The following is a 3,569-nucleotide window of genomic DNA, read 5'->3' on the forward strand; positions in this document are numbered from 1 at the left end:
ATCACAGCGTTACCCGAAGGGGCGATAGGAACTCACGTCCACCTATTCTTCTTTAAAAGTCAAAACGCACCTTGCCTTCGACCAGTTTCAATTTTGCATCGAACGATTTCCCGGCTTTTGATTTGAAACCTTTCAGCATGGCCGTCTCGCCGTTGCGAAGCAACTTTCGGGCACTACTGATCGAGATTTTCTTTCCCGATATCGTTTTCCATATTGTCAATCCACATCCGTCACGCCAACGACTGCATGCGTAGGACTTCGGCTGTTCCACCACCGGACTGCCGCACAACGGACAAACGCCGATTTCGGATGTGCCGGACTTCGGCTCCCTTTTCGTTTTGCTTTGCCTCGTTCCACTCGACTTCGCCGCCGCTCTCTTCGTTCCGCTTTTGTTCTTGGTTCGTTTTCGGGCTGCCTGCTCTGTCCCAGCGTCCTGTTCGCTGCCTTGGGGAACGGGGATTTCAACTAACATTCCTGATTCCGACATGGCCAGCAAGAAGGGGTGGCAATCATTGATCGTCAGCGGATGCTTCGTGACGCCCAACTGCAACAGTTCGCGAACTTGATCCATCGACAGATCGGCGTCACGGTAGGCCGGTTGCAACACAAATTTGCATCCCTTTCGCCACCCCGAACATCCAAACGCTCGTTTCCCAGCGATCACGTTTTTACCGCACCGTGGACAGGGACCGTAGATCTCGTGATCAACGCCCGCAGCCGCACTACTTTGAATGATGGCTCGGGTGTAGTCGCCGATCTCACGCATGAAAACATCGGGTGACAACTGGCCCATCTCGATCTTTTTCAGCTTTGCTTCCCACTCGCCGGTCAGTTCTGGCGACGTCAAGTTGTGATCCCTCACAATCGCGACGAGGTAGCGTCCCAGATCGGTTGCCAATACATTTTTTTTGTCACGGACGATGTAGTTTCGGTTCAAAAGAGTCTCGATTGTTGCCGCGCGAGTCGCCGGCGTCCCCAGCCCTTTCTCCCTTAATGCCTCTTTCAACTCCGCTTCCTCCACCAGCTTTCCAGCCGTATCCATCGCACCGAGCAAAGTATTCTCAGTGAAATGTTTAGGCGGCGACGTCTGTCCTGATTTAATAAATGGCTTGTGCTTCCCTGATTCCCCCTTTTTAAATTCGGGTAGCGACTGCTGCTCTTCGCTCTTCTCGCCGCGGGTTGTTTTTCGGGGATACAGCTGCGTCCATCCGGGCGTGACAACGCGTACGCCGCGAGCGCGGAACACGACCTCGCCCGCCGTAGCATCGGCCGTCGTGATCTCTTTTTCACACGGTGGATAGAATGCAGCAATGAAGCGAACGACGATTGCATCGTAGACCTTTTGCTCTCGCCCTCTCAGCGTTCCCGCGTTCGCGCCGGTCGGGATGATCGCATGGTGATCGGTCACCTTTGCATCATTGACGATACGACTTGTGAATGGCAGCGCGGCCAAGTCGAGACGGTCAATCTCTTTCGCTTTGACCGAACGCAGTTGACGGAGGATGCCGGGGATATCCTTCCGCATGTCTTTGGTTAAGTACGTTGAGTCGGTTCGTGGGTACGTGATCAATTTCGCTTCATACAGTGCCTGGGCCGCCGCCAACGTTTCGGCAGCGGAGATACCAAAACGACGGTTCATGTCTCGCTGTAATTCCGTCAGATCGTAAAGCTGGGGTGGCTGCGACTTCTCTGTGCGGCTTTGGATCTTTTGAATTGTCAGCTTGTTTTTGCCGGCCAATTCCAAGACGCTTTGGGCACGTTCTTGCTTGTCGAACCGTTTGCCTGTGTAGCGAAAATGGACTTCGCGATATTGGGTTATCAGTTCCCAAAACGGCTCGGATTGAAAGGTTCGGATTTCATCATCACGGCGAGTGATCATTGCAAGCACAGGAGTTTGCACGCGGCCGAGACTCCACAGCAGTCCCGACGCACCACGCTCGGACATCGATCGATAACGTACCGTGTAATTTCGAGTCGCGTTGATCCCCACGACCCAATCCGCTTGACTTCGGCACTTCGCCGCCGCGTACAAATTGTCATAGTCCGACAGGGGACGAATCCTACGAAAAGCCGCATCGATTGCCGATCGCGTCAGTGAGCTGAGCCACAGTCGCTCGGCGGGCTTGTTCGTGCACCCGGTAAGTGTTTGGATGTAGCGAAAAATCAGCTCCCCTTCGCGGCCCGCATCCGTCGCACAGATCAACGAGCTAGAATCGCGAAACAAACGCTTGATCACGGCGAATTGTTTTTTCGCCCCGTCATCACCCCGTAGTCGCAGCTGAAATTTCTCGGGAATAAAGGGCAGCGATTCGAGCGTCCAGCGTTTCAGCGCCGGGTCATAGTCACCGGGCTCCTTCAGTTCGACCAAGTGACCAAAGGCCCAAGTCACCTGATAGCCACCGCCCTCGAAGAATCCGTCACGGCGAGCCGAAGCGCTGAGGAACGATGCCAAATCGCGAGCCACCGAAGGCTTTTCTGCTAAGATCACCTTCATCAAAATACTTTCGTATCAGGTTCATGATCTCACCAAGACGCGGCACGGATCACCCACATTAAAGGTACACGAAGCATTTTATCTGATCAAACAGCACTACGGGGGCCCCACGATCTCCAGCACTGACATCAGTTCAGGGGGACCCAAGTTCCGTTCACGATCGCACCATGATGATAAATCTCGTTAATTAACGCGACTTTCTCCGACTGCGCATTTTCATCGGGGACTTCGGTCTTCAAACCAACGTCGTCCGCAGTCTCTAGCGATGCACTGAGAGCCAGAATCACAGCTAGCTGCGGAAGCATGGATGGTAATCCACGGTAGAAACGACGATGCTGCATTGCAAAATGACCTAAGTAAAAGGGAGCGTGTGCGACATGCGTGTGAATCCGATCGTGCGACCCTAGTATATCGGCTATCTGGCAACTCCGCGAATTGACGTTCGGTGGTGTTTTCCCGTCGCGGGGCGGACTATATTGGTTAGGCAATCGTGCCCTCGCCTGAGATGCCTCGATCGATCTGTATAGAGTTGCTCTCCCCCGCCCTCCCCCCTCCTGACCTTAAGTCTCGCTACCTATGCTCACCTTTCGCTCTGTTTTGGGGCCGTTTTTTCTCGCGGCAATCCTGCTCGTCACTCCCCAGGTTGAGGCCGCAGACCGGCTGGCTTCTGGCGACAAAGGTGCTGGGGACAATGGTTCGGCCTCGTTGAATGTCCCCGATAACTGGAACCCCGCACTGGCGGGCGACATGGTGATGCAGCGACTTGTCCGCGTGACCGGTCCCGAAGTCAAAGGTGCTCACGATTCAGAGTTTGTGCTCGTCGACGACAAAGCCTATATCGTTGCCGAGCTGAGCGAAGAACGCGCAGGCGAAAGCCCCGCTTGGCCGGAAGTTCATTGTGCCATGTCGATTGTCGACTTAAAAACTCTGAACGTTGACGCAATCGTGTCTCTGGCGCGTGGAGAACAAACCTTTGCAAATACGACACTGCCGAAGGGGGCATGTTTCGTTCCTCGCGTCCGACAGACCAACGGGACCACTCTACGCTGCTACTTTGCAAGCGAGCAACCGGGAC

General features: G+C 54.4%; 3 protein-coding genes. 1 reads left to right on the forward strand and 2 read right to left on the reverse strand.

The features are described 5' to 3' along the window. Positions 1–52: 52 nt before the first annotated feature. Both RMSM_RS31550 and RMSM_RS41500 read right to left on the reverse strand, forming a co-directional pair. Positions 53–2,494: a type IA DNA topoisomerase gene (locus RMSM_RS31550; protein ID WP_008707174.1), complete on the reverse strand. Its 2,442-nt coding sequence runs from the start codon at positions 2,492–2,494 to the stop codon at positions 53–55. 128 nt (positions 2,495–2,622) lie between these two features. Beyond that, positions 2,623–2,799: a hypothetical protein gene (locus RMSM_RS41500; protein WP_160168415.1), complete on the reverse strand. Its 177-nt coding sequence runs from the start codon at positions 2,797–2,799 to the stop codon at positions 2,623–2,625. 271 nt (positions 2,800–3,070) lie between these two features. Between RMSM_RS41500 and RMSM_RS31555 the strand changes: the two genes are divergently transcribed. After that, positions 3,071–3,569, forward strand: a 499-nt coding sequence (locus tag RMSM_RS31555; RefSeq protein ID WP_008707180.1) for a hypothetical protein, incomplete at its 3' end; no start/stop codon positions are given.

Origin of the sequence: Rhodopirellula maiorica SM1, from assembly GCF_000346295.1 — a bacterium.
Lineage (GTDB): Bacteria > Planctomycetota > Planctomycetia > Pirellulales > Pirellulaceae > Novipirellula > Novipirellula maiorica.

Coding starts and splice junctions, on each gene's coding strand:
- RMSM_RS41500 (WP_160168415.1), bottom strand. CDS start 2,799: ATGCTTCCGCAGCTAGCTGTGATTCTGGCTCTCAGTGCATCGCTAGAG.
- RMSM_RS31550 (WP_008707174.1), bottom strand. CDS start 2,494: ATGAAGGTGATCTTAGCAGAAAAGCCTTCGGTGGCTCGCGATTTGGCA.